This is a genomic window from Streptomyces sp. NPDC052396, from assembly GCF_044593195.1.
Taxonomy (GTDB): domain Bacteria; phylum Actinomycetota; class Actinomycetes; order Streptomycetales; family Streptomycetaceae; genus Streptomyces.
The window spans coordinates 547,642-568,620 of record NZ_JBIUAW010000001.1 but is presented as its reverse complement, the minus strand read 5'-3'; the positions used below and the strand labels follow the sequence as shown (position 1 = coordinate 568,620).

General features: G+C 70.4%; 25 protein-coding genes and 1 other RNA gene. 11 read left to right on the top strand and 15 right to left on the bottom strand.

What is annotated here, in order from left to right; translation table 11 throughout:
- Window positions 1-38: 38 nt before the first annotated feature.
- Entirely contained in the window at window positions 39-449 is a 411-nt protein-coding gene (locus tag ACIHFE_RS02815) for a hypothetical protein (protein WP_400103864.1), read from the bottom strand.
- 457 nt (window positions 450-906) lie between these two features.
- Between ACIHFE_RS02815 and ACIHFE_RS02810 the strand changes: the two genes are divergently transcribed.
- A complete protein-coding gene (locus ACIHFE_RS02810) occupies window positions 907-1,158 on the top strand; it encodes a hypothetical protein (RefSeq protein WP_400103862.1) in 252 nt (83 codons plus the stop codon).
- 30 nt (window positions 1,159-1,188) lie between these two features.
- Here the strand turns inward: ACIHFE_RS02810 and ACIHFE_RS02805 are convergent, their stop codons facing one another.
- Both ACIHFE_RS02805 and ACIHFE_RS02800 read right to left on the bottom strand, forming a co-directional pair.
- On the bottom strand, window positions 1,189-1,737 hold the full coding sequence (locus tag ACIHFE_RS02805; RefSeq protein WP_400103860.1) for a hypothetical protein: 549 nt from the start codon (window positions 1,735-1,737) through the stop codon (window positions 1,189-1,191).
- Window positions 1,738-1,765: 28 nt separating this feature from the next.
- Complete coding sequence (locus tag ACIHFE_RS02800) at window positions 1,766-2,215, bottom strand: hypothetical protein (protein ID WP_400103858.1); 450 nt, start codon at window positions 2,213-2,215, stop codon at window positions 1,766-1,768.
- A 263-nt stretch (window positions 2,216-2,478) separates the two neighbouring features.
- On the opposite strand from ACIHFE_RS02800, the gene ACIHFE_RS02795 reads away from it, so the two are divergent.
- On the top strand, window positions 2,479-3,468 hold the full coding sequence (locus ACIHFE_RS02795) for a hypothetical protein (RefSeq protein ID WP_400103856.1): 990 nt from the start codon (window positions 2,479-2,481) through the stop codon (window positions 3,466-3,468).
- Between the two features lie 6 nt (window positions 3,469-3,474).
- Here ACIHFE_RS02795 and ACIHFE_RS02790 read toward each other — a convergent pair whose 3' ends face one another.
- The 3 genes from ACIHFE_RS02790 to ACIHFE_RS02780 form a co-directional block, all read right to left on the bottom strand.
- Window positions 3,475-5,730 (bottom strand): ArnT family glycosyltransferase, encoded by a 2,256-nt coding sequence (locus ACIHFE_RS02790; RefSeq protein WP_400103855.1) that lies wholly within the window; start codon window positions 5,728-5,730, stop codon window positions 3,475-3,477.
- 128 nt (window positions 5,731-5,858) lie between these two features.
- Window positions 5,859-6,587, bottom strand: a complete 729-nt coding sequence (locus ACIHFE_RS02785; protein ID WP_400103854.1) for a bifunctional DNA primase/polymerase — start codon at window positions 6,585-6,587, stop codon at window positions 5,859-5,861.
- Window positions 6,588-6,711: 124 nt separating this feature from the next.
- The gene (locus ACIHFE_RS02780; protein WP_400103853.1) at window positions 6,712-7,314 is read right to left on the bottom strand and encodes a TetR/AcrR family transcriptional regulator; all 603 of its coding nucleotides are present in this window, start codon (window positions 7,312-7,314) and stop codon (window positions 6,712-6,714) included.
- 202 nt (window positions 7,315-7,516) lie between these two features.
- Here ACIHFE_RS02780 and ddaH point away from each other — a divergent pair, with 202 nt between their 5' ends.
- Complete coding sequence (gene ddaH / locus ACIHFE_RS02775; protein WP_400103851.1) at window positions 7,517-8,320, top strand: dimethylargininase; 804 nt, start codon at window positions 7,517-7,519, stop codon at window positions 8,318-8,320.
- A 114-nt stretch (window positions 8,321-8,434) separates the two neighbouring features.
- On the opposite strand, the gene ACIHFE_RS02770 is transcribed toward ddaH, so the two are convergent.
- Together ACIHFE_RS02770 and ACIHFE_RS02765 are read right to left on the bottom strand one after the other, a co-directional pair.
- Entirely contained in the window at window positions 8,435-9,424 is a 990-nt protein-coding gene (locus tag ACIHFE_RS02770; protein ID WP_400103849.1) for a small ribosomal subunit Rsm22 family protein, read from the bottom strand.
- Window positions 9,425-9,451: 27 nt separating this feature from the next.
- The gene (locus ACIHFE_RS02765; protein WP_400103847.1) at window positions 9,452-10,816 is read right to left on the bottom strand and encodes a multidrug effflux MFS transporter; all 1,365 of its coding nucleotides are present in this window, start codon (window positions 10,814-10,816) and stop codon (window positions 9,452-9,454) included.
- A gap of 234 nt (window positions 10,817-11,050) precedes the next feature.
- Here ACIHFE_RS02765 and ACIHFE_RS02760 point away from each other — a divergent pair, with 234 nt between their 5' ends.
- Entirely contained in the window at window positions 11,051-11,452 is a 402-nt protein-coding gene (locus tag ACIHFE_RS02760) for a hypothetical protein (RefSeq protein WP_400103845.1), read from the top strand.
- Between the two features lie 120 nt (window positions 11,453-11,572).
- On the opposite strand, the gene ACIHFE_RS02755 is transcribed toward ACIHFE_RS02760, so the two are convergent.
- Window positions 11,573-12,007 carry a hypothetical protein gene (locus ACIHFE_RS02755; protein ID WP_400103843.1) on the bottom strand — a complete coding sequence of 145 codons (435 nt, stop codon included), beginning with the start codon at window positions 12,005-12,007 and terminating at the stop codon, window positions 11,573-11,575.
- Between the two features lie 88 nt (window positions 12,008-12,095).
- The gene (gene yaaA, locus ACIHFE_RS02750) at window positions 12,096-12,893 is read right to left on the bottom strand and encodes a peroxide stress protein YaaA (RefSeq protein WP_400103841.1); all 798 of its coding nucleotides are present in this window, start codon (window positions 12,891-12,893) and stop codon (window positions 12,096-12,098) included.
- 115 nt (window positions 12,894-13,008) lie between these two features.
- On the opposite strand from yaaA, the gene rnpB reads away from it, so the two are divergent.
- An RNA gene (rnpB, locus tag ACIHFE_RS02745) (RNase P RNA component class A) lies at window positions 13,009-13,413 on the top strand.
- Between the two features lie 354 nt (window positions 13,414-13,767).
- Here the strand turns inward: rnpB and ACIHFE_RS02740 are convergent.
- From ACIHFE_RS02740 to ACIHFE_RS02720, 5 genes are all read right to left on the bottom strand, one after another.
- Window positions 13,768-14,121 (bottom strand): hypothetical protein, encoded by a 354-nt coding sequence (locus ACIHFE_RS02740; protein ID WP_400103839.1) that lies wholly within the window; start codon window positions 14,119-14,121, stop codon window positions 13,768-13,770.
- A gap of 35 nt (window positions 14,122-14,156) precedes the next feature.
- Window positions 14,157-14,525 (bottom strand): hypothetical protein, encoded by a 369-nt coding sequence (locus ACIHFE_RS02735; protein ID WP_400103837.1) that lies wholly within the window; start codon window positions 14,523-14,525, stop codon window positions 14,157-14,159.
- Complete coding sequence (locus tag ACIHFE_RS02730) at window positions 14,522-14,965, bottom strand: hypothetical protein (protein WP_400103835.1); 444 nt, start codon at window positions 14,963-14,965, stop codon at window positions 14,522-14,524. Before ACIHFE_RS02730 ends, ACIHFE_RS02735 begins: the two co-directional genes overlap by 4 nt.
- 367 nt (window positions 14,966-15,332) lie before the next feature.
- Window positions 15,333-15,809, bottom strand: a complete 477-nt coding sequence (locus tag ACIHFE_RS02725) for a hypothetical protein (RefSeq protein ID WP_400103833.1) — start codon at window positions 15,807-15,809, stop codon at window positions 15,333-15,335.
- Between the two features lie 14 nt (window positions 15,810-15,823).
- On the bottom strand, window positions 15,824-17,089 hold the full coding sequence (locus tag ACIHFE_RS02720) for a helix-turn-helix domain-containing protein (RefSeq protein WP_400103831.1): 1,266 nt from the start codon (window positions 17,087-17,089) through the stop codon (window positions 15,824-15,826).
- Between the two features lie 161 nt (window positions 17,090-17,250).
- Between ACIHFE_RS02720 and ACIHFE_RS02715 the strand changes: the two genes are divergently transcribed.
- The 6 genes from ACIHFE_RS02715 to tgmC all read left to right on the top strand — a co-directional run bounded on the left by ACIHFE_RS02715 (window position 17,251) and on the right by tgmC (window position 20,943).
- On the top strand, window positions 17,251-17,502 hold the full coding sequence (locus tag ACIHFE_RS02715; protein ID WP_400103829.1) for a hypothetical protein: 252 nt from the start codon (window positions 17,251-17,253) through the stop codon (window positions 17,500-17,502).
- Between the two features lie 176 nt (window positions 17,503-17,678).
- Entirely contained in the window at window positions 17,679-18,257 is a 579-nt protein-coding gene (locus tag ACIHFE_RS02710) for a hypothetical protein (protein ID WP_400103827.1), read from the top strand.
- A gap of 2 nt (window positions 18,258-18,259) precedes the next feature.
- Entirely contained in the window at window positions 18,260-18,421 is a 162-nt protein-coding gene (locus ACIHFE_RS02705) for a hypothetical protein (protein ID WP_400103825.1), read from the top strand.
- 71 nt (window positions 18,422-18,492) lie between these two features.
- The gene (tgmA, locus tag ACIHFE_RS02700) at window positions 18,493-18,795 is read left to right on the top strand and encodes a putative ATP-grasp-modified RiPP (RefSeq protein WP_400103823.1); all 303 of its coding nucleotides are present in this window, start codon (window positions 18,493-18,495) and stop codon (window positions 18,793-18,795) included.
- Complete coding sequence (gene tgmB / locus ACIHFE_RS02695) at window positions 18,792-19,760, top strand: ATP-grasp ribosomal peptide maturase (RefSeq protein WP_400103821.1); 969 nt, start codon at window positions 18,792-18,794, stop codon at window positions 19,758-19,760. Before tgmA ends, tgmB begins: the two co-directional genes overlap by 4 nt.
- Window positions 19,744-20,943, top strand: a complete 1,200-nt coding sequence (tgmC, locus tag ACIHFE_RS02690; RefSeq protein ID WP_400103819.1) for an ATP-grasp peptide maturase system methyltransferase — start codon at window positions 19,744-19,746, stop codon at window positions 20,941-20,943. The genes tgmB and tgmC overlap by 17 nt, the downstream gene beginning before the upstream one ends.
- The last annotated feature ends 36 nt before the right edge of the window (window positions 20,944-20,979 follow it).

The window sequence follows — 20,979 nt, the reverse complement described above, 5'->3', positions numbered from 1 at the left end:
CTGCCACGGACCGGGGCGCAACCTCTATTGATCACACGTCAGTTGACGGTGACCGTGGCCTTCCACTGCTGCAGCAGGTGGGAACAGAAGTGGCCGGGGTCCGGCACACAGCCCTTGACGGACGTGATGTCCGTGGTGCCGGTGGCGTTGGCCTGGAAGGTGGCCGTCACACTGCCGCCGCCCAGCGACGCCGAGTTGGTCAGGGTCAGCACATCGCTGCTGCTCGCCGTGGGCGTGCTCCAGGTCCAGGTCATCCCGTTGCCAGTGGAACCGGTCAGCTGAACCGTGACGGTGTCCCCGGCGTGCACCGAGACAGCGGTGCCGTTGTCGGTGTCCGACAGCGTGATGGCGCCGGCGGTGGTGTCCGCGTAGGACGCGGGGGCGGCGAGGGCAACCCCGGTGAGGGCCATGCCTACGGCGAAGGGAACGGCCAGAGCCTTGACTCGCATCATCATCACCTCGAGATATCGAGCGAATGGAAACGACAATCGTCTACACGTTCGACGTTGCGATCGGCACCCACGTTGTCCGATAGTCGAACCTATTTCGCCAACTACCGGAGGTGAGTCATCAGTTGGGGCAATCGGGAGCGACCTGTGGTGAACCCCGCGCTCCGCTATCACTTGCGGCTCGGCACCGGACGGCCGGCCGGTCGCGAACACCCGGGAAAGACCCCGTCCGCGGCTTTCTCCGGACCGGGGATCCAAGACGGTGACTCAATCAACTCGCCCCATGGATGACCGAGAGCGATCGGCCCACCAAATCGGGCGGAAGTACCCAAGGCCGGACGGATAACTCCGCGCGGTGCGACGGTCCCCCATATGGAGCAGCAGGCCGGGCGGCCGCGAGTGGCGGGTGACAACACTGAGCAGGTCATGCGTTCGACGGCAGGAGGAGGGAACTCCCATGCGAATACGTCAGGTATCCCGCGTACTGGTGCCGCCGGCCCTTCTGCTCGCCGTGTCCGGCCTGGGCGCCGCATCGGCCACGGCGGCGCCCAGGGCGCCTCAGCCCGTCACCGATGTGGAGTGCATAGAGGCGGGCGGACAGCCGAAGAACGTCTCCTTCGGCTGGGACACCTACACCATCTGCTCCGGCGGCGCCTTCGACGGCAAGGTCATCGCTGACGATGACGACGACTGGTGGTCGCTGCCCTGAGGACACAACCTCCGTACACCGCCGGGCCGTTCAGCAGCCACCCACCGTAAAGCGGTCGAAAGCCTGGTAGAGGTCCTGGTCTTCGGGCAGCGAACCGTCGACGGAGGGCCCGGCGGCGGTGGCCAGCAGGGTGGTGAGCCGGGCCAGGGCCGGGTGGCGGGCCCCGGCCGCCGAGTGCACGGCGAGGGCGTCGGCCAGGAAGGGGGCCTGGGCCACATCGGCCGGCGGCCGGCCACCGGTGAGGTGGACGGTGCGCGGCCGGCCGGCGATACCGCTGAGGGAACTGTTGACGGCGAGGGCGGCGAGGCAGTCGGCCAGCGGATGACCCGCCGGACAGACCGGGGCCTCGATATGGTCCACGGCGTAGTGCGGCACGGTGCGCACACCGGCGACCAGCCACCGCCGTACGGCCGGTGCCAGGTCCGGCCATGCGGCGGCGGGCGGCAGCCCGGTGAGCGCGGCCGCGGCTCGCGCTTCGGCCTCCGCCAGGCGGCCGGCCGGCACGGCGAGCGAGGTGAGGCCGAGCACCGGGGCGGCGGGCCGCTCGGTGACGGCCAGGAAGACGGCGTAGTGGGTCATGCTCCCGCTCTGGACGACCGCGCGACGGCTACTTGTGGATGCAGATCTCGCCTTGGCTGTGGTTGGTCAGCGTAGTGGTGTGCGCATGGCCATCGGCGGTGATGGTGAACGTGGCATTGGCCGAGTACTTGTGGCACTGCCCCTTCGGCGGCGGCCAGTTGGCCACCACCCGCGCCTTGAACTTATTGCTGCCGGAACCGGTGTTGTGCGCGACCTGGTGGCCCTCCCGGAAGAGAGTGACCGATATCGAGTAGTGGGGCATCTTCTTCTTACAGCCCTTGAGGTCCGCGTGCACATTGATGACGTCCGGGTTGGTGTGCGATTCATGCGGTGAGTCCAGCGCGGCATCACAACTGTCCCACAGGGCCCGGATGTTGGCGGGCGCGGCGGGGCTCTGGGGCTGGGCCAGGGCCTGCGCCTGGAACGGGGCGCTCAGACCGACGGCAATGATCGCGGCACCGAGGAGTCGCGTTCGCATGGAGTGCTCTCCTGTGGTCGGGGAACATCAGCGGCGCCCACGCTATGCGCCGGGCGCGACACCCCGACACCGGCTATCCGGCCAGTTGCCGCCGCAGGCCGCGGCGCCCACCGTCGGCCCGGTCCGCGGGCGATGAAGCCGGACGACCTGCGCCCGGCCGCAGGTCGTCGTGTGGGCCGGGTACCTGGTACCCACGCCGGCGGTGTTCTTCGCCCCGGGTAGGGTTGCCCGGAATTCCGCGGCACCCAAGGAGGCCACCCCCGATGCGACGTCGGCCGCGCCCAAGACTGTTTCCGTGGCTGGTGGTGCTGACCGTGCCGCCGCTGCTGGTGGCGACCGGCTGTGTGACGGTGCACGGGGAGCGGGCGATCATCCCATCGCTCACCAGGGATGAGGCCCCCAAGGTCCTGCGGGAGTTCACCGAGGGCTATACCCGCGCCTACCGCACCCTCGACCCGGCCCAGGTGGACCGGGTCGAGACCGGTGCGCTGGCGGAGATAGGCAAGGCCGACCTGACGGCCCAGCGCGCGCTGACTCCCCAGGGCAATCCCGGCTATCCGGCACTGGTGCTGGACGACGCCCGCTTCACCGTGCCGCAGATGGCCGGGTGGCCCAAGTTCTTCCTGGCCGACACCCGCAGCAACCGGGACGGCAACCGCTGGCTGGTGGTCTTCACCCGTAATGGGCCCAAGGACCCCTGGAAGGCGGCCTATCTGTCGCTGATGCCCAAGGAGCGGGTGCCCGGCTTCGCCCTGGACAAGGACGGCTACGCCCTGCCGGTGCCGGTGAAGCCGGGCGCCGCCGCCGGGCTGGCGGTGGACCCGTCGGCGGTCAGCGGCGCGTACACCCGCTTCCTGGGCACCGGCGGCGGGGAGGTGTTCGCCCCCAGCGGGGCCACCACCCAACTGCGGGCGGACCGCGCCAAGTTCGCCCGTACTCCCAGCTTCTGGACCGAGTATCTGGACACCCCGGACGGGGCCCCCGGCCTCCCGCCCTTCGCGCTGCGCACCAAGGACGGCGGGGCGCTGGTGTTCTTCACCGCGCACCACCGCGAGAAGCGCACCATGGCCAAGGGCCTGCGCCCGGCCGTCACCGACCCGCGCACCAAGGCGCTGCTGTCCGGGGAGCTGAACACCTCGGTGACCTACACCCGGGTCTCGGAGTCGGCGGTGACCGTGCCCGCCAGGCCGGCCGGCGGGCGGGTCACCTTCCTCAACCGCATCGAGTCGCTGACCGCGGCCAAGGGCGGCTGACGCCGGTCAGCACCGGTAGAGGGTGTCGGGCCCATGCGGGTCGCCGCCGTAGGACGCGGCCGGCACCCGGGTGCAGGAGGAGCGGACCCAGTCGGTGATCCCGGTGACGGGTGTGGCGCCGCCGCCCCCGCCCCCACCAAGCATGGCGCCGAAGCCGCGCTCGGTGCCCACCAGGACGTAGGACACCTTGCCCGAACTCACCAGCTGCCGGAATCCGGCCTCGGTGGGGAACGGCGCCCGGCCGCTGAATCCGCCGATCGGCAGCACATCGGCGCCGGTGGCCAGGATGTAGGGCGATGCCTGGCTCCAGCCGGTGGTGGCGAAGAGGTACTCGGCCCTGCCCCGGTGGGCGGTGGTGTAGTCCAGCAGCCCGCGCTGCTCGGCGGTGAGCCGGCCGTCGCCCTGGCCGAAGCCGCCCCGGCCGCCGGGCCCGCCGAAGCCGCCGCCCTTGGCGAAGTCCCCGCTGCCGCCGGGCGCGCCGCCCCACGGCATCCGGCCCTGCTTCCCGGCGCCGCGGTGCCCGCCCGGTCCGCCCGTTCCGGAGGGGCCGACGGCGCCCATGCCGGAGCTGCCGTAGCGGGGGTTGAAGACCTGCACCGCCCAGGCGCTGGGCGCGATCAGCACTGCGGCCAGCGAGGCGGCCAGGCCGGTGAGGGCCAGCCGCCGCCCGCCACCGGTGCGGGCGATCACCAGCACCACCACGGCGGCCGCGCCCAGCACCGCCACGGTGGGCGCCAGCCAGGGCAGGAAGCCGGGGAACCGCCCGGCCAGATAGGTGCCCCAGGCGGCGGTGGCCGCCACCGCGCCGGGCAGCGCCCAGGCGCGGCGGCTGCCGCCGGCCCGGAAGGACCGCCACATCAGGGTGAGGCCGCCGCCGGCCAGCGCGGCCAGCGGTACCGCTATCACGCCCATGTAGTAGGTGTGGCCGCCCACGCTGCCGGCGCTGAAGGCCAGGAAGTACACGGCCAGCCAGGTGCCCCAGAGCAGGAAGCCGGCCCGGGCGCGGTCGGTGCGCGGCCGGCCCCGGCGCCACAGCAGCCCGCAGACCACCGAGACGGCGCCCAGCGGGTAGAGCCAGCCGGTCTGCGCGGCCAGCGCCGGGCCGAACATCTTCCCCCAGCCGTCCTCACCCCGGCCGCCGGGACCGCCCGGGCCACCCGGGGCCCGGGCGGCCGGGGCCTGACCGTCGGCCTGCTGTCCATCAGCCTGCTGACCGGTCCGCCCGTGAACGGCCTGCCCATGAGCCGTCTGCCCATGAGCCGTCTGGCCCTGACCGGCCGGCCGCCGGCCGTACGACCCGTCGGCGGTGGGCGGCGTGGCACGGTCCCCGCCCGGCGCGGCGGACGGCTGGTGGTGTCCGCCCCCGCCCTGGGTGGCGCTGACGCTGCCGGTGGACGCGGCGCTGATGCCCAGCGAGGAGAAGCGGTTGAGGAAGTTGTAGCCCACCACCATGCTGACCGCGGAGTTGTTGGTGGTGCCGTCCACATAGGGCCGGTCCTTGGCCGGGGTCAGGGTGACGGCCGCCGTCCAGGACGCCGAGACCGCCAGCACCACCGCGGCCGCCGCACCCAGGTGGGCCAGCCGTCTGCGCCGTCCGATGGGCGCCGAGACCAGATACACCAGGGCCAGCGCCGGCAGCACGGCCCAGGCCTCCAGCATCTTGGCCTGGAAGCCCACCCCGACCCAGACCGCGGCCATCAGCAGCGGGCGCAGCCGCCCCCGCTCCGCCGCCCGCTGGGTGGCCTCCGCCGCCAGCAGCACACACAGGGTGAACAGCGGGTCCTCCACGGCCGTGCGGAACAGCCCCACCGCCACCGGCGTCAGCAGAAACGCGGCATCGGCGATCAGCGCCGCGCTGGCGCCGGCCCAGCGGCGGACCACCCGGTGCAGCACCAGCAGGCTCAGCACCCCCTCGATTACCTGAGGGAGCGTCAGCGCCCAGGGGTGAAAACCGAAGATCCGGGCGGAAATCGCCTGCGGCCAGAGGAATCCCGGCAATTTGTCGAGGGTGATGGAATCACGCGGGTCGAAGGAACCGTAGAAAAACGCCTTCCAGCTCTGCGTCATGCTGCGCACGGCATCCGCGTAGAAGGCGTGGTACTGGCTGTGGTTGATCCCCCAGGCATAGAGCACGGCGGCGGCCACGGTCATGGCCCAGAGCGCCGGGCGGGCGTATCCGGGCTGGTCGTCCGGTGTTTTCCAGAGCGCGCGGCGGGTGGCCGCCCCCGGCGGGGCGGCAGGAGCGAGGGGAGTCGTAGCCATGCGGAGCAGTCTTGGCCACGGTTGGCGGAATCCTGTCGGAAAAGCGGCCGCTTCAAGGAACTTCTCATGGAACGCGGAGGAACCCTTTACGGACCTGATCGTCCCTTGGAATTACCCGGTGGAATTCATTACCGCCCGATCGGCCAGGCGGCGTGGTGTTCATGGTCGGGCCGCTGCCCCGCGTACTGGGCACAGGCGTCGGTCAGCGCCTCCAGCAGCGTCAGCGGATCGGGCAGCGGACGCTCGGGGCCGTGCAGCCAGGCGACCCGCCCGTCGTCACCCGGCAGCGAGGAGGGGGGCAGCAGCACATAGCTGCCCCGGCAGTGCCAGCGCAGGCCCGGATGCTCATCCATGGTCTCCGGATGGCAGTCCAGCTCGCAGGGCCACCACTCGTCCTCGTCATCCGGAGTGCCCCGGGTGGCGGTGAAGAACAGCATGCGGTCCGGGGCCACCGTGGCCACCGGACCGACCTCCACTCCAGCCGCCGCCAGCCGCTCCAGCGCCTGGCGGCCGGCCTCCGCCGGGACGTCCAGCACATCGTGGGCGATGCCGGTGGCGGTGATGAAGTTGGCCTCCGGCTGGCCGCGCAGCCATTTGGCCACCTTCTCGGTGTCCGTGGTGGCCAGCGTCTGCCAGGCGAAGGAGACCGGATGGCGCCCCGGGGTGGGACAGCCGATGCGTTCACAGGAACACCCGTAGCCGGATGGGTGCGCGGCGGGCGCCAGCGGGAAGCCGGCGGCGGCCGCGGCCAGGAGCAGTTCCTCGCGGGCGGCCGCGGTCGCCGCCCCCGTGCCCGAATCGTCCGACCCGTTTCTGGGGCGGCGCAACCACTGGGAGAACCTGCCCTTGCGTTCCATCTATCCCCTCACCGACCTCGACCGCGCTCTTCGCTCAATGCTGCCACCATCCGCGGCCCCGCGTGACCGCCGGGCGCACCCGGGGGTGTGACTCGGGCCGCTTCGGCGGGTGTTCCGCGCGGATTCAGCCGCCGGTGAGCCCGCGCAGGGTGAGGTCCACCACCGCGTCCGCGTACTCATGGGTCAGCGGGAGGGTGCGCAGCAGCCAGCGGTGGGTGAGCGGTCCGGTCAGCAGTTCCAGGGCGGTGCGCGGGTCGATGTCCGCGCGGATGTGGCCGGCCCGCTGGGCGGCGGCCAGCCGCCGGGCGTACAGCCCCAGCTGGGGCTCCAGGATCCGCTCGGTGAACTGGGCGCAGACCTCGGGGTTGACGATGGACTCGGCGGCCAGCGCCCGGTGGGCCGCGTCGAAGACGGGGCTGTTGAGCTCGTCCACGGTCATCCGGAGCACCAGCTTGAGGTCGGCCTCCAGGTCCCCGGTGTCCGGGAGCTCGTGCTCCCCCGCGGCCGCCTCCTCGGCCGAGGCCGCGAAGGCGTCCAGCAGGACCGCCGCCTTGGAGGGCCACCAGCGGTAGATGGTCTGCTTGCCCACGCCCGCCCGGGCGGCGATGGCCTCGATGGTGAGCCGCTGATAGCCGGTCTCGCCGACCAGTTGGAGGGCCGCGTCCAGGATGGCGCGCCGGGAGCGCTCGCTGCGCCGGGAGGCGTCGGGGGCGGTCTTGGGGGTCATACGGAACACCCTAGCGGGATCTTGAGCCGAGACGGTTCGTCTCATATGTCGCCGGTACGACCATCCGCCACGCAGGAGTGACGCACGAAGACGGTCCCGTGTAAACCACCCGTACGGTTCATGCGCGCAGGTCGCCGACCGTGGACCATTTGGGCACGCACCACCGCCACACCTGGCCCAACACCACTGTGAGGAGCGCTACTTGCGTACCGCAATCCCTCGCCGCTACCTGATGTGCGCGCCTGCCCACTTCCGGGTCACCTACTCCATCAATCCCTGGATGGATCCGGCCAAGCCCGTCGACCTGCCGCTCGCCCTCACCCAGTGGGAAGAGCTGCGCGACCGCTACCGGGCGCTGGGCCATACCGTCGAGGAGCTCAGCCCCCGCCCCGACCTGCCCGACATGGTGTTCGCCGCCAATGGCGCCACCGTGGTCGACGGCCGGGTGCTGGGCGCCCGCTTCGCCCACCCCGAGCGGGTCCCCGAGGCCGCGGTGCATCTGGACTGGTTCCGGGCCCATGGCTATCGCGAGGTGCGCGAGCCGGAGCACATCAACGAGGGGGAGGGCGACTTCGCCGTCACCGCCTCCTATCTGCTGGCCGGCCGCGGCTTCCGCAGCAGTCCGCTCTCCCACCCCGAGGCCCAGGAGTTCTTCGGCCGTCCGGTGATCGGCCTGGACCTGATCGACCCCCGCTACTACCACCTGGACACCGCGCTGTGCGTGCTGGACGGCGACGAGGTGATGTACTACCCCGGCGCCTTCTCCCCCGGCAGCCGCGCCGTCCTGGCCCGGCTCTTCCCCGACGCCCTGATCGCCACCGAGGCGGACGCCGCGGCCCTGGGCCTCAACGCGGTCAGCGACGGCCGCCATGTGCTGCTCCCCCAGGCCGCGGTGGGCCTGTTCGCCCCGCTGCGGGAGCGTGGCTTCGAGCCGCTGGGGATGGATCTGGGCGAGCTGCTGAAGGGGGGCGGCAGCGTCAAGTGCTGCACGCAGGAACTGCGTTGAGCGGGGTTGCCCGGTGAGCGCCGTCAGTTCAGGCGCGCGTTCCGTCCTGCCGGCGGGGTTCCCGCGAGGGATTCCCCGCCACCCGTCCCAGCACCGGGGTCAGCAGCCGGGCGGCTATGCCCAGGCGTCGCCCCAGTCCGCGTCCCGGGCCGCCCGGTAGCGCTCGCCGTGCCGCTTGGTCACGGTCTCGCGGACCAGGCCGTCCTCGGGGGTGCACAGGTCCAGCAGGACCTGGCCCTTGCGGATCTGCGGGCGGCGGACGATGCGCGGGGCTGCCTCCGGGAGCGACTCCTCGCGGACGGCGGCCACATAGGAGAACTTCTCGTCCTCGTAGGCCAGCGAACCGCCCTTGACCTGCCGGTGCAGCGAGGAGCGGCTGACCCGGGCGGAGAAGTGGCACCAGTCGGCACCCGGCACTATCGGGCAGGCGGCGCTGTGCGGGCAGGGGGCCACCACCCGGAAACCGGCCGCGATCAGCTGGTCGCGGGCCTGGATGACCCGGGCGTAGCCATCGGGGGTGCCCGGCTCGACGATCAGCACGGCGCGGGCCCGGGCGGCCTGGGCGGTGAGCGTCCGCCGGGCTTCCTCGGTGAGCTCGTTGAGGACATAGGAGACGGTCACCAGATCGGTGCCGTCCGGGATGGGCAGTTCCCCGCCGATGGTCTGGCGCCGCCAGTCGACACCGGCCAGCGCCGGACAGTCCCGGGCCAGTTCGGCGCCCAGGTCCAGGGCGGGCTGGGCCCAGTCCAGGACGGTGGTGTGCCGCTCGCCGCCGGGCCAGGTGGCGGCGACCGCCCAGGTGGCGGCGCCGGTGCCGCCGCCGAGGTCGACATGGGTGGCGGGCACCCACTCGGGCAGCCGCTGGTGGAAGGCGGCCAGCGCGGACCGTACCGCCTCGAAGGTGGCCGGCATCCGGTACGCGGCGTACGCGGCCACATCGGAGCGGTCACGCAGCACGGGGGCGTGGGTGGGGACGCGCCCCCGGTAGTTGGCGATCAGCCGGTCGACGGCCTGGGCCGCCTGGGTGGGCGGCAGTCCGTCGAGCAGTCCGGCGAGCGCGGCGCGCAGGTCCTCGCCGGTCGGGGCGGTGTGGGGGGCGTGCATTGGTCGGATTTTACGGGCTGACGGGCCTTACGGGCGGACGGGCTTCGCCGGCCCCGCACCGCCGGTGGCACCCGCACTCCCGGTGGCGTCCGCACCGCCGGCGGCACCCGCACCCCCCATGGCGTCCGTGCGCCGCCAGGGACGGCACAGCCCGGCGAAGCAGAGCACCGCCGCCAGCGCACAGCCCAGCTGGACGGCCGCCATCGGCACCGCCGTGCCCTCGCCGGCGATCCCCACCAGCGGTGAGGCGATGGCGCCCAGCAGGAAGGTGGAGGTGCCCAGCAGCGCGGACGCGGAACCGGCCGCGTCCTGGGCGCGCATCAGCGCCTGGGCGTTGGTGTTGGGCATGGCCAGGCCCATGGCCGACATCAGCACGAACAGGCCGGCGGCGATGGCCGCCAGCGGGGCCCGGCCGAAGACCCCGGAGGCCATCAGCAGCAGGGCTGTGGCGGCCAGGGTGATCACGGCCAGGCCGAAGGCCAGCGCCTTGTCCAGGCTGACCCGGCCGACCAGCAGCTTGCCGTTGATCTGCCCGACCGCCACCAGACCCACCGAGTTGAGGCCGAAGAGCAGGCTGAAGGTCTGCGGGGAGGCCCCGTAGATGTCCTGCACCACAAAGGGGGAGGCGGATATGTAGGAGAAGAGCGCGGCGAAGGCGAAGCCACCGGAGAGCAGATAGCCCAGGAAGATCCGGTCGGCGAGCAGCGAGCCCATGGTGCGCAGCGCCTGCCCCACGCCGCCGTTCCGGCGCCGCTCCGGCGGCAGCGTCTCCGGCAGCCGGGCCCAGACCAGCAGGACCAGGGCGACGCCCACGGCGGTGAGGACGACGAACACCCCTCGCCAGTCGGTGAGTTTGAGGATCTGCCCGCCGATCAGCGGGGCGATCACCGGCGCCACTCCGGAGATCAGCATCAGGGTGGAGAAGAAGCGGGCCATGGCCAGCCCGTCGTAGAGGTCGCGGACCATGGCACGGGCGATCACAATGGCGGCGGCCCCGGCCAGGCCCTGGACCAGCCGGAAGGCGACCAGCAGTTCGGTGGTGGGCGCGAAGGCGCAGGCGGCGGTGGCCAGTACGTAGATCACCAGGCCGGTGAGCAGTGGGCTGCGGCGTCCCCACTTGTCACTCATCGGCCCCACCACCAGCTGACCCAGCGCCATGCCCATCAGGCAGGCGGTCAGGGTGAGCTGGACGGTGGCGGCCGGGCTGCCCAGCGCGTCGGTGACCTCGGGCAGGGCCGGCAGATACATGTCCATGGACAGCGGGGGCAGCGCGGTCAGGGAGCCCAGGGCGAGGGTGACCAGCAGGCCGGTGCGCCGGGTCCGGTCAGGGGCTTCCGGCGCCTCCTGCCCTGGTCCGGCGTGGGTGCGGCCTATCCGGCCGGTCTCGGTCATCCGCTGCTCCTTGGGTTGTTGAACCCTCATGCTGTCATGGGTGTCACCCGGCGGCGGCCATTACTTCCACAATTGATCACCTCGCCTGTGGTCCGACCGGACAAGGCCGCATCAACGTCCCATACGAATCAAATAAATTCGTTCGAGAAACCCGCAACCAGAGGCCCAGGTCTCTCGTGTTCCTCAACGAAGGCCCAAGAACGGGCCGATCGGGCTTAATCGGGAGGAACGCCAATGAAACGCGCATACCGTCTCGCCGCCTCCGGTGCTCTCGCCGCCACCCTGATAGCCGGCGGGGCCGCGGCCGCCGTCGCCGCTCCGGCCTCCGCCCACACCGCCCCGTCCGCCGCCCAGCCGGCCGCCAAGCCCGCCCTCACCGCCCAGGCGAGCACCGGCGCCGTCAAGGCGTGGCAGGAGTTCCGGGTCAGCGGCAAGGCGTCCGGCATCAAGGCGGGCACCACGGTCACCCTGCAGCAGAAGCAGGGCGCCAAGTGGGTCTCACTGCCCGCGAAGGTCGCCGTCAACAAGAGCCTGAGCTACTCGATGCGCGTCAAGCTGGGCATCAAGGGCAAGAACGCACTGCGCGTGGTGGGCGGGGGCGCGGTCTCCCCGCAGTTCACCGTCACGGTCCGCTGACCGGGGACTGCCGCCACCCGACAACGACACGGCGCCGCAACCGAGTTGGACCATCGGGTCCCTGGTTGCGGCGCCGTGTGCGTGCCGGTGCGAGGACGGCTCGCGACGACTTACGACGGCTTAGAAGAAGCCGCCCTCGTCGTCGTCCTCCTCGTAGTAGTTGTTGTTGACGACGGTGACCTGCTCGGGCTCGTCGTCGCTGAACGCCTCGTTCAGCAGCGCGCCACCGACCAGGCCCGCCACACCCGCGCCCACCAGGGCACCGGTGCTGTGGCCGCCGCGCTGCGGGGGCTGCTGGGCCTGCGGGTAGCCGGCGGCCGGGTAACCCGGCTGCTGCTGGGGGTAGCCGGCCTGCGGGTAACCGGCCTGCTGGGGGTAGCCCGCCTGCGGGTAGCCGGCCTGGGGAGCCTGCGGCGTGTAGAAGGGCGGGGGCGTGGTCTGCACCCGCTGGGCGCAAGCCGGGCACGTCTGGATGGGCCTGGGGACGCCCCACTGGGGTGACCACTGCACGCTCATCGTCCCGACCCCGTGAGACGGGTCGAAGAAGCAGGTCATTGTTACTCCTTGTAATCGGCACTGCCGGCGAACAGCATAACTCCCTGTCATCGACGAAGCGTTGGCCCCGGCAGTTCCCTGATACTCGTCACAACTCGGTGACCACTACATCCAGTGCCCAGGGCCGGCCGCCCTTCGCCGGCGGCTCGCCCTCCACCCGGTAACCCAGCTCCCGCAGGGCCTCGGCCAGCTCGGCCGGGCGCTCCGGCTCGGCGCCGGCGGTCAGCAGGTCCCGTACCAGACGGCCCTTGGTGGCCTTGTTGAAGTGGCTGACCACCGACCGCTTCTCCACCCCGGCCACCACCCTGGACTGCAGCACCCGCACCGTCACGGTCCGTTCGGCCGGTTCGCCCTTGGGTTTCCAGGCGGCCGCGTATGCCGCCGAACGCAGGTCCAGCACCAGCCCGTCGCCCGCCGCCTCGGGCAGCACCCGGGCCATGGGCTCCCGCCAGTACGCCGCCAGCGCCCCCAGGCCGGGCAGCTTGACCCCCATCGAACAGCGGTAGGAGGGGATGGCGTCACCGATGCGCACCGCGCCCCACAGCCCCGAGAAGACCAGCAGCGAGCGCTCGGCGGACCGGCGGGCCTTGCCCTCCAGGCTCGCCAGGTCCAGCGCGTCATAGAGGACGCCGGTGTAGATCTCCCCGGCGGGCGCGGTGGGCGCCCCGTACAGGCCCGCGTTCTTGGCGATCTCACCGCGCAGCCCGGGGCTCAGGCCCAGCACCTCGGCGGCCTTCTGCTCATCGCCCGAGCACAGCTGGACCAGCTCGTCCAGCACCGCCCGCCGCGCGTCCGCCAGACCCGGCAGGGACAGCGCCCCGAGGTCCACCGAGGCCCCGGTCCCCGCGGTGGCCTTCCCCTCGGACGGCGGCAGCAGCACCAGCACAGTCGATCTCCTTCGCAAAGCGGTCGGATACGGAGCCTAGCGCCGCACGCCGCGGTCACCTCGCCCCCGTGTGAACCGTCGGGTAACAGCCCGCTACCATGGTCCATACGGCGGACGAGCCGGCCGGGCGGCCGCGAGGGATCTTCGGATCTCCCGAGGAACGTCCGGGCTCCACAGGGCAGGGTGGTGGGTAACGCCCACCCGGGGTGACCCGCGGGACAGTGCCACAGAAAACAGACCGCCGGGGGCCGTAAGGCTTCCCGGTAAGGGTGAAACGGTGGTGTAAGAGACCACCAGCGTCCGAGGTGACTCGGACGGCTAGGTAAACCCCACCCGGAGCAAGGTCAAGAGGGACCGCCGCTTGCGACGGTCCTGCGCGGACGTTCGAGGGCTGCCCGCCCGAGTCCGCGGGTAGACCGCATGAGCCTGCCGGCAACGGCAGGCCTAGATGGATGGCCGCCTCCCCCGGGGCCGCAAGGCCCCTGGGAGACAGAACCCGGCGTACAGGCCGACTCGTCCGCCCCTTACCCTTCCTGACCTGCGAAAACAGGCTCCGGCGGGGCTTCTTTTTGACTCCTGGGGGTTTTCTGGGGGTTTTCAGTCGGAGCGCTCGCCATTTCCCGCTGCGTCTCCACGGCCACGCGAACGGCGAGCGCCAGCAGGGAGCCGAGCGCGGCAATTCCCCGGGCTCTGGACTTCGGCATATTGAGAACGAAGTCGAGTTGCTCCGCGCGAGGGTGGCTTCCTATGGGATGTGGGAAACGAAGGAAGAGTTGTTCCTGCGGATCTGGCGTGGCTACTCCGGGCGTGCGGCCAGGATGTTCTGGCCGCAGGTGTTGCCGGCGATTTGATAGCCAGCCCAGGAGGGTGTGGCTCAGGAGCAGGCGACGAGGTCGCAGTCAAACCTCACTGCCAACGCGGGAGGCGTTCCGTCCGGCTTACCCCACGCCGTGCCCCTTCCGGTTCCGGGGTCGGCCGCCACGACGGCAATTTCTTTTGTGTTGCACTTGTCGTCCTGGAAGAGGTGAGCCTTCTGGTTGGTCGCGTTGGTGACCCTGATGACCTGATAGGGGAATGTGATGCACCTGCCCGAGGGCGGGTTGGTCATCTCTCCCGTTCGGCTGGCCGAGTTCTCGAAAACGAAGCGGCCGTTCGCCGCGTATGCCGGGGCTGTGCCCGCCGTGGTGGCGAGCAACGCTGCTACGGGCAGCGCGAGCAGGATGCTCATGCGGTGCTTCACTCGGTCCTCCCTCCTCGCCGTGCTCACGTGTGTGTGATCTCGATTTGGGTGTGGCAGCTCGGGCTGGGGTTGATGTCTGCAGTGTGGAGGACCTCGCGACTGCCGATGAAGGCACTTGCTGCGAACTGCCGGACGTCCGAGCAGGGCCCGAGGTCGAAGCTCGCTGTGGCTCCTGACACCACGTGGCGCTGGGTTTGCAGCCGGATGACCGGGTCGCTGAAGCGCGCGACGGCGAGGTCAACTTCGTCCAGACCGAAGCCAGAGTGATTGACGACATCAACCCGGTAGCTCGGTGCGGCCGCCTGGTGTACGGCCGAAGCCGGCGCGGTAGGCGTGAGCACCGCGGCGATTGCCAGCGAGGCGGCGCAGACCGCCTTGACCGCGCACCTCATCGGACTTTCCTGTGCATTTCGAGTGCGCCCGTGTTCCGGATGGTGACGACGTCGTCGCAGCCGACAGGATCGGCGTCGACGTCGCCGGTGGTGAACTTGCGCTCACCGCCCACGAGGCCGCTGACGGCGTACTGCTTGACGTCGGAGCACGGTCCGAGGTCGAACATGATCACGCTGGAGGCCGGCACGTTGAACTGGTGGAGGATCTGGGTGACGGGCGTGCTGTTGCGGGTGAAGGCCAGAGCGACCTCGTCGAAAGCCTGGTTGGAGAAGTTGTCCACCTCGACTTGATAGTTCTTCTCCTGGCGCATCATCACGCGCGGAGCCGTTGCCGACGCCGTTCTCGTCTCAGCTGCATACCCGGAGGCCGGAGTGGCGGCCAAGGCCGCGAGGCAAGCCGCTGTCACAGCCATGGCGCGGTTGAAGAGTGAGATTCGCATGCATCCCCCCTTTGAAGGGCCGGCGGAGGCCAACCCAGCGCCCCCTACGCTGAGTTGCGGCGCTATCGCTCGCCATAGTGGACCGGCCAGAGCCCGATCGGGTGAACAGTCCGACTGCCCACGCCCGACCGCACGCCTCTCGACCTTATGAGCGCCGCTCGCTTCCCGTCCGCCTCGCCCCGCGTTCTGTGGAAGGTGCGGCTCGTCGCCGAGCCCACTCCGTGTAACACAGATCATCCCGCCCCACCCCAGGCAGAGCGACCTGCCGCTGAGACCGTTACCCGATCCCTCGGACAGGCCCTAGTTCAATGCCCCTGCTCCGGCCCTAGCCGGAGCAGGGGCCTTCTCCTCGTTCACCGGCTTTCGCTCAATCCCGCGTGGCGCCCGTTGGCCACAGCACACGAACCGGCACCCCGGTGCGGTCGGCGTAGGCCACCACATCGGCTGTGCCACCGAAGCCCCGCGCAGGCTGCCCGTCCCAGATTGCGAGGACCTCGTCAACGAGCCCTACGAGTAGCTCACTACCGGCCATGTGTGCCTGAGAGTTGGACTGGATCAGCCCTGTGTGGTGAACGTCTGACGCACGCCGCAGCAGAGCGTCATAAGTCTCGTGATGCCAGGAAGGCAGACCGTCACGGTACTCGTCCGCTGGCACTACGACCTCGATTCGGCCGCCGTGAAGAAGCACCGCTTCGGCGAACCAGGCGTCTGGCCCGTCGGCGATACAGCTCACCCCTACAAGGTCATCCGGCGGATATGCCTCGACCGCTTCGCGGAGTGCCCGCCGAACGTCCTTCTCCACCTCCTGGGAGAGCCCCCGATGTCCCGTGATGCCGACCCTCATACATGCCCCCTCGCTTACAGATATGCGTCGCTCAAACGGCCGTCGAACTCCCGGACCACGGCCGGCGGCGTGGAGGACGAGTAGCTTCGCCGGAAGATGCGGGCACGCTCAGCCACACGCCCCGAGCGCAGCCTCAGCCCGGTGTCGAGCGCTTGGGATGCCAGAGCAAAGGCAGTGTCGAGGTGGCCTGTCGCCAGGTGGCCGCTGGCCACGTCGAGGGTCAGCAGAGCCCTTTGTTTCTCGTGGGCGGATGACAGCGCGGCTGTGGCGTCCGCTACGGAGGAGAGCACCCACCTAGGCCGCGACAGTCGGGCACCACACGTCACTCGGGCCGCTGCGACCTTGCGCTCATCGAACGTGAATACCCAGGGCCATGGGGGAATCTCCGTTGTCGGAATCCGGGCGACCTCGGCGGCGCTGGTGGCGAGAGCCCGGTCGGCAGCTCGCTCGTCCCCGGCCGTGGCGTGAGCGACAGCTTCCAGTGATGACAGCCATGCGGCGGCAATTGGCGGGCACGACAAGCCTAGTTGCCGACGTGCCGACCGAATCAGCGCGAGCCCTTGCGCACAGTTACCGTACTCGACCTCGAACTGAGCGAGACTTCCCTGTTGATAGGCGATCAGCAGCGGATCGCCAGCACGTCGCGCCGCCTTGATCGCGGCGCCGTACCAAGTACGCGCCGACCCTTGATCCGCCATGTCCCAGCTCAGCCATCCCACTAGGCTCGCGACTTCACTTCCGACGGCGGCGAGGCGGTTCCTCGCCGCTCGGTCGGTGGTCTGAGCGGCCACCGTCTGCACGAGGCGCATATGCCCTTCAACTGTGTCCGACAACTGCCGGGCTGAAACGGTGGCGTCCATCCGCCGATATGCAGTCGTCGCGAGATGGAGCACGGCGGCTTGCCCCCCTTCCCACTCGGCGCGCGGGGGCGTCACTGGGTTCAGGACCGGCGTTGCTGCCACGGCACCAACGTCGAGCAGGAAATTTCGCCGTTTCACGTCATCGTTTCCATCTCTGCGCTGCCCCGTCACCGCGCCGGAGTCGGCAAGGCCAACCAGTCGGGGCGGAATGCCGAGGTGGTGCGCAGCCCGGGCAAGGGCGGTCATGTTGTACTCGCCGGCACCGCGCTTCTCCAGCCGGGAGACCGCTGACTGCGACAAGCCGCAGGCAACGCCGAGCTGGCCCTGTGTCATGCGCACAGATGCACGCACAAGTTGGATCACGCGACCGTAGTCACCTTGCGCGGACGCGGCCTGTAAGGCGCTGTCGGACCAGTTCATCCGTGCCTGTCCCTCTCACGGTAAGTAGCGGGGAACGGATATACGAACCCACGTACCCGCAGACCGCATATTCGTATGCTCGCTGCGCATAGATGCTGGCGTCACGCCACCATCACCGGTTCGCTCGTCCCACGGAACAACGGGACAGAGGAGCGTCCGACATGGCCAGTCCGCAAGGAGCCGAAGCCCTTGCCGCCAAGCCGAACGTCAGTCGCGTGGCCTTGCCGCGACTGACCGCTGCACACGGCCCCGCCGCTGAACGCCGCGACCAGGGCAGGCGGGTGTTCGTCGTCCGCGAGAACGGCACCGTCGTGGAACGACCACCCGGGGCTGCGCCGGCGGCCGAACGGTTGCGGGCCCGGGTCGCCGAGGAGAACGCGGCCTCCCGGAAGCGCGCCGGGGGCTTGCTGTGACTGTCCCGGGGATCACGCTACCCACTTCTACGAAGCTGTTGACCGACCCGCATGCGCCGGGGCGGAGACCTCTGAGCGTTCCGTTCATCACCGCGTGGAGCGGGGAGACCCGCAGGCAAGAGGCGATCGTCCCCAACCGCGACGGCACCGGAATCACGTTCCTGGAAGGAGAGAACGTGCAGGACCGCGACGAGCGCGGGGCCCTGTGGACCACCCGCGGCCTTGCTCGCGGCAAGGGGACGCCCCTGTTCGGCTACGTCCATTCCCAGCGTCAACGCCGGTGCATGCACCGCCGGCTCTGTCAGGTCTGCGGGGGCCCGGCCGATCACACCGCTGACGGCACGCTGTGGCTCCTGGACACCGCAGATGTGGAACAGCCCTTCCCTCAGTCCGTGGAGGGCACGGTGCAGCCGCCGGTCTGCCGCCGCTGCGCGATCGAGGCTCCGCGCCTGTGTCCGGCCCTGCGCCGTGGTCATGCCCTGGTCCGTGTACGGCATCACGCGATCGCCGGGGTGTACGGCTATCTCTACCGGCGCTGCCGCAGCACAGGCCAGGCCGTCGCCGATAGGGAGGAGTACGTCTACTACGACGACTCCGCGCGGCTGAGGTGGGTCCTCGCCGGACAGCTCTTCGTTCACCTGGCGGGTATCTCTCACGTGCCCGAGGACGAGATTGCCCGCTGGCGCGAGCAGGCAGCGGCCGAGACTCCCGAGGCCCACGCCGTCGGCAGCAGCCACCACGGGCAAGGGGGCTGAGGATGACCCTCGCCAAGACCGACCCCACCAGTGCCGGTGAACTGCCGGTCGGCACAGGGCGGGTGGGGCGGGTTTCGGCCGGCTCCGCACGAAGCGCATACCTGCGAGCTTCCCGCCACGGCAACGTGGCGGGCGTCAAGTTCCCGGCCGACCGTCCTTCGTGAGGACGGGGTACGGCGGCCGGCCGGGTCGCACCACGCACAGTCTCATCCGTCATCGAATGGAAAGGCTCGTGATGTTCAACTACTCCGATCGCCTGCCGACCGGGACGCCTCTTCCGCAGGGGCACCTGACAGCAGCGCCGTGGGGGCTCCGCCGGATCGCCGCGTACCCGCCGGTCGAGGTCCCGCAGTACCACCGTGTCGAACTCGACGCCGCGACCCAGACCGCCCGCTACCTTGACGCCAACGGGGCCGTGGTCATGGCGCCGGGGCACGGTACGTCGTCGGGCACGAACCCGCCGACCGGGACCACCGGACAGGGCGACCGCAGCAGTGATTCGCCCGACAGCGACACCGGGAACGACACCGACCAGTGACAGACCCGCGCCCGGTACTGGTCGTCACCAACCTTGACGACCCGACCGCCGATCTGGTGATTGCCGAGCTGCACGACCGGGGCACCCCGGTCGTGCGGTTCGACTCCGGTGACTTCCCCGCCACCCTGTCCTGCTGCGCCTTCATCGGCGGAGATGTGACGCAATGGCGCGGAAGCGTTCAGACGCCCACCCGTACCGCCGAACTCGGCGCCGCCCGGTCCCTGTACTACCGGCGCCCCTCCGGGTTCGCCTTCCCGCACCTCGATGCCCAAGACGCACGTTTCGCCGCCGCACAGGCCCGGTTCGGCCTCGGCGGCGTGCTCACCTCGCTCCCCGACTGCCTGTACGTCAACCACCCCAACCGCATCGGGGACGCCGAGTACAAGCCGGCCGGGCTCGCCGCCGCGGCGACCTGCGGCTTCGCCGTGCCGCCCACACTGATCACCAACCGCCCCGACAACGCCCGCAGCTTCATCAAGCAGCACGGGCCGGCCATCTTCAAACCGCTGTCCGTACCGCTCTACCTCGTGGACGGCAAAGCCCAGACCGTACCCGTCGCCGACGTCAGTGCCGACGAGATAGACGAAGCCGTCACCGGCACCATGCACCTCTTCCAGGCCCGCGTGGACAAGGTCGCCGACGTGCGGGTGACGGTCATCGGAGATCGCGTCTTCGCCGTCCGCATCGACTGTGACCTCCTTGACTGGCGCACCGATTACAGCGTTCACACCTACACGCCTGTCTCTGCGCCTGCGCCCGTAGAGCGCGCGATCTTCGCGTACCTTCGGCACTTCCGGCTCGTCTTCGGCGCCTTCGACTTCGCCCTCTCGCGCTCCGGCGAGTGGACGTTCATCGAATGCAATCCCTCGGGTCAGTGGGCATGGATGGAGCCCCCTACGGGTCTGCCCATGACCGCGGCCCTCGCTGATCTCCTGGAACGAGGTACCCGTGACCGCCGTACCTGACATCGACACCACCGCCGCCGACCTGCGGCACAAGCTCGCCGACCAGCTCGCCGGCCACGGTTGGCTGCGCTCGCCACAGTGGCGGGCGGCGGTCGAGGCCGTTCCCCGTCACGAATTCGTCCGCCGCTTCTACCGCGAAACCGATGCCCCCGGGCTGACCACGTGGACGCCGGTCACAGCCGACCTCGTCGGTGTCGGGGAGTGGTTGCAACAGGCGTACACCGATGACACCCTCATCACCCAGTTCGATGGCCGGGAGATCGACTGGAGCGAACCGAAGCCGATCAGCGGCGCGCACCCGACATCGTCCTCCACCCTGCCGTCCCTCGTCGTGCGCATGCTGGAAGACCTTCAGGTTCACGACGCCATGGCCGTCCTGGAGATCGGTACCGGCACCGGCTATTCGACCGCCCTCATGTGTCACCGTCTCGGGGCCCAGAACGTGACCTCCGTGGAGACCGATCCTGATGTAGCCGACCGCGCACGCGAAGCACTCAACAGGTGCGGATACAGCCCGCGCCTCGTCATCGGCGACGGACTCGCCGGCGCCCCCGAAGGCGGCCCCTACGACCGGGTCATTGCCACCTGCGGTGTCCGCAACATCCCCCAGACATGGGTGGAGCAGACGCGCCCCGGCGGCCTCATCCTCGCAACGCTGCGCGGCTGGATGCGCTCCCTTGGCCTCGTCCGCCTCACCGTCGGCCATGACGGACACGCGGAGGGCCGGATCATCGCCGAAGAACCCAGCTTCATGATCGCCCGACAGCAGGACGCACCCGAAAGCCTCGGCATGCTCCCTGCACCGGACGAGGGCAGCACGCGCACCACGCCGCACGGCCCCGATCTGCTGTCCATGTCCGACAGCGGGTTCCTGGCCCAACTCGCCATGCCGAACGCCCGCTTCTTCACCATGCCGGCCGACAACGGCACCCCTCACACCTACGTGCTCGACGCCACGAACAACGCCTTCGCCGTCCTCACACCCGCCGACGGCAACGAATGGACCGTGCGCCAAGGCGGCCCCATCGCCCTGTGGGACGAGCTGGAACGGTCGCTCGCCACATGGCACACCGCCGGCTCCCCGGCGCCCACCGAGTTCGGGATCACGGTTACGCCGACGCGTCAGGCGATCTGGCTCCGGTCACCCGAAGGTCCGAGCTGGACACTGCCAGACCAGACGTAGCCCCCTGGTCGTGCCAATCGTGGAGGCGCCGCACCT

What these genes read in the sequence shown, in the direction of transcription:
- ACIHFE_RS02815 (WP_400103864.1), bottom strand. Translation starts at nt 449, where the DNA reads ATGCGAGTCAAGGCTCTGGCCGTTCCCTTCGCCGTAGGCATGGCCCTC.
- ACIHFE_RS02810 (WP_400103862.1), top strand. Translation starts at nt 907, where the DNA reads ATGCGAATACGTCAGGTATCCCGCGTACTGGTGCCGCCGGCCCTTCTG.
- ACIHFE_RS02805 (WP_400103860.1), bottom strand. Translation starts at nt 1,737, where the DNA reads ATGACCCACTACGCCGTCTTCCTGGCCGTCACCGAGCGGCCCGCCGCC.
- ACIHFE_RS02800 (WP_400103858.1), bottom strand. Translation starts at nt 2,215, where the DNA reads ATGCGAACGCGACTCCTCGGTGCCGCGATCATTGCCGTCGGTCTGAGC.
- ACIHFE_RS02795 (WP_400103856.1), top strand. Translation starts at nt 2,479, where the DNA reads ATGCGACGTCGGCCGCGCCCAAGACTGTTTCCGTGGCTGGTGGTGCTG.
- ACIHFE_RS02790 (WP_400103855.1), bottom strand. Translation starts at nt 5,730, where the DNA reads ATGGCTACGACTCCCCTCGCTCCTGCCGCCCCGCCGGGGGCGGCCACC.
- ACIHFE_RS02785 (WP_400103854.1), bottom strand. Translation starts at nt 6,587, where the DNA reads ATGGAACGCAAGGGCAGGTTCTCCCAGTGGTTGCGCCGCCCCAGAAAC.
- ACIHFE_RS02780 (WP_400103853.1), bottom strand. Translation starts at nt 7,314, where the DNA reads ATGACCCCCAAGACCGCCCCCGACGCCTCCCGGCGCAGCGAGCGCTCC.
- ACIHFE_RS02770 (WP_400103849.1), bottom strand. Translation starts at nt 9,424, where the DNA reads ATGCACGCCCCCCACACCGCCCCGACCGGCGAGGACCTGCGCGCCGCG.
- ACIHFE_RS02765 (WP_400103847.1), bottom strand. Translation starts at nt 10,816, where the DNA reads ATGACCGAGACCGGCCGGATAGGCCGCACCCACGCCGGACCAGGGCAG.
- ACIHFE_RS02760 (WP_400103845.1), top strand. Translation starts at nt 11,051, where the DNA reads ATGAAACGCGCATACCGTCTCGCCGCCTCCGGTGCTCTCGCCGCCACC.
- ACIHFE_RS02755 (WP_400103843.1), bottom strand. Translation starts at nt 12,007, where the DNA reads ATGACCTGCTTCTTCGACCCGTCTCACGGGGTCGGGACGATGAGCGTG.
- ACIHFE_RS02740 (WP_400103839.1), bottom strand. Translation starts at nt 14,121, where the DNA reads ATGAGCATCCTGCTCGCGCTGCCCGTAGCAGCGTTGCTCGCCACCACG.
- ACIHFE_RS02735 (WP_400103837.1), bottom strand. Translation starts at nt 14,525, where the DNA reads ATGAGGTGCGCGGTCAAGGCGGTCTGCGCCGCCTCGCTGGCAATCGCC.
- ACIHFE_RS02730 (WP_400103835.1), bottom strand. Translation starts at nt 14,965, where the DNA reads ATGCGAATCTCACTCTTCAACCGCGCCATGGCTGTGACAGCGGCTTGC.
- ACIHFE_RS02725 (WP_400103833.1), bottom strand. Translation starts at nt 15,809, where the DNA reads ATGAGGGTCGGCATCACGGGACATCGGGGGCTCTCCCAGGAGGTGGAG.
- ACIHFE_RS02720 (WP_400103831.1), bottom strand. Translation starts at nt 17,089, where the DNA reads ATGAACTGGTCCGACAGCGCCTTACAGGCCGCGTCCGCGCAAGGTGAC.
- ACIHFE_RS02715 (WP_400103829.1), top strand. Translation starts at nt 17,251, where the DNA reads ATGGCCAGTCCGCAAGGAGCCGAAGCCCTTGCCGCCAAGCCGAACGTC.
- ACIHFE_RS02705 (WP_400103825.1), top strand. Translation starts at nt 18,260, where the DNA reads ATGACCCTCGCCAAGACCGACCCCACCAGTGCCGGTGAACTGCCGGTC.
- tgmA (WP_400103823.1), top strand. Translation starts at nt 18,493, where the DNA reads ATGTTCAACTACTCCGATCGCCTGCCGACCGGGACGCCTCTTCCGCAG.